The 1820-nt window shown below is 64.2% G+C and carries 2 protein-coding genes; both read left to right on the top strand.

Features of this window, described 5'->3' with window-relative positions; all coding sequences use genetic code 11:
• The first annotated feature begins 93 nt into the window (after nt 1-93).
• Entirely contained in the window at nt 94-1611 is a 1518-nt protein-coding gene (locus tag EOC93_RS33415; protein ID WP_127206745.1) for a GMC family oxidoreductase, read from the top strand.
• Nucleotides 1608-1820 (top strand): SDR family NAD(P)-dependent oxidoreductase (locus EOC93_RS33410; protein WP_127206744.1); only part of this gene is annotated, 213 nt, incomplete at its 3' end. The genes EOC93_RS33415 and EOC93_RS33410, both read left to right, overlap by 4 nt.

Here is a 1820-nt window from a genome sequence, read left to right as displayed (position 1 = left end):
CATCCAGCCGGGTACCAGCACGCCGCTCGCCTTCAACCTGACCAAGGCAGTGTTCTTCGATCCGGCGACCGAGAACCGTATCCTCTGACAGCCATGACAAACCCGGACATCGTCATCATCGGCTCCGGCATCGGCGGCGCCACGATCGCCTCCGGCCTTGCCGGCAGTGGCGCCTCGATCCTGATGCTGGAGCGCGGCGAGACGCTGCCAACGACGACGCACACGCGCGACACACGCGCCATCTTCGTCGACGGTCACTACCGTCCAAAGGAGATGTGGCGCGAGGCCGGGGGTGCTGCGTTCAACCCCGGCAACTACTACTATGTCGGCGGCAATTCGAAATTCTATGGCGCGGTGCTGATCCGCTACCGCAAGCAAGACTTTTCCGCGATGGAGCACTATGGCGGCATCTCGCCGGCCTGGCCGTTCTCCTATGAGGAGTTCGAGCCATGGTACTCCAGGGCCGAGCAGCTTTTTCGCGTGCGCGGCGCACTCGGCGAAGACCCGACCGAACCGTTCCACTCGATCCCCTATGCCTTCGGGCCGGTGCCGGACGAGGCGCCGATCGCCCGCGCCCGCGCCGAACTCAAGGGGCTCGGCCTGCACCCGGCATCGCTGCCGCTCGGCGTCGACATCGATGCCTGGCTGAAGGACGGCAAGACAGGCTGGGATGCCTTTCCCAACGCCGGGACCGGCAAGGTCGACGCCCAAACAGGGCCGCTGGCGGCAGCACTGGCCGACCGGAACATCCGGCTAGAGACCAGTGCCCATGTCGAATATCTCGAAGCGTCATCGGATGCCAGGACGATCGCCGCCGTTCACTATCGCCAGAATGGCACGCTGAAGAAAGTGACGCCGAAACTGGTCATCCTCTCGGCCGGCGCGGTCAATTCAGCGGTCATCCTGCTGCGCTCGCCCTCTCCCAACAATGGCAAGGGAGGCGGCAAGGGCCTCGCCAACCGTTCCGACCAGGTCGGCCGCAATTTCATGAACCACAATTCGAGCGCCATGCTGGCGATCGATCCGCGCCGCAGGAACACATCCGTCTACCAGAAGACGCTGATGCTCAACGACTACTATCTGTCCGACGGCAAGGGCGGCAAGCCGCTCGGCAACGTCCAGCTTCTCGGCAAGATCGACGGCAATATCTTGAGGGCCAACGTCAAGCTTGCACCCAAATTCGCGCTGGACTTCATGGCCGGCCACGCCGTCGACTGGTATCTGATGTGCGAGGACCTGCCCGATCCCGAAAGTCGCATCATGGTCGATGGCAAGGACATCGTCATGCAGTGGCGGCGCTCCAACATGCAGTCGCTCGACGGGCTGACCAAGGTGATGCGTGAAAACTTCCGCGCCTGCGGCTATCCGATCGTCCTGTCGCGGCCTTTCGACAAGCGAACGCCGTCGCACCAGTGCGGCACGGTTAAGATGGGCGACGATCCGGCGACCTCGCCGCTCGACCCGTTCTGCCGCTCGTTCGATCACCGGAACCTGTTTGTCGTCGACGCTAGCTTCCTGCCCAACTCGGCCGCAGTCAATCCGGCGCTGTCGATCGCAGCACAAGCGCTGCGTGTCGCCGACCATATCCGCAAGACGGAGCTTGTCGCATGACCCGCCCGGCGGCCATCGTCACCGGCGGCGCGCGCGGCATTGGGCTGGCCTGCGCCGAGGCGCTGGCCGATGCCGGCTTCGACATCCTTGTCGTGGACCTTGCCGACAATGCCGCTGACGGACTTGCCGCCAACATCGCTGCCCGCGGTGCGAAATTCGCCTACCATTGTGGCGACATCGCCGATCTCGAAAACCATGCGGCGCTGGTC

Source organism: Mesorhizobium sp. M6A.T.Ce.TU.002.03.1.1, assembly GCF_003997275.1.
In the GTDB taxonomy this organism is placed as follows: domain Bacteria; phylum Pseudomonadota; class Alphaproteobacteria; order Rhizobiales; family Rhizobiaceae; genus Mesorhizobium; species Mesorhizobium mediterraneum.
The sequence above is the reverse complement of the archived record's forward strand: the minus strand, read 5'-3'. Positions and strand labels throughout refer to the sequence as shown.

Coding starts and splice junctions, on each gene's coding strand:
- EOC93_RS33415 (WP_127206745.1), top strand. CDS start 94: ATGACAAACCCGGACATCGTCATCATCGGCTCCGGCATCGGCGGCGCC.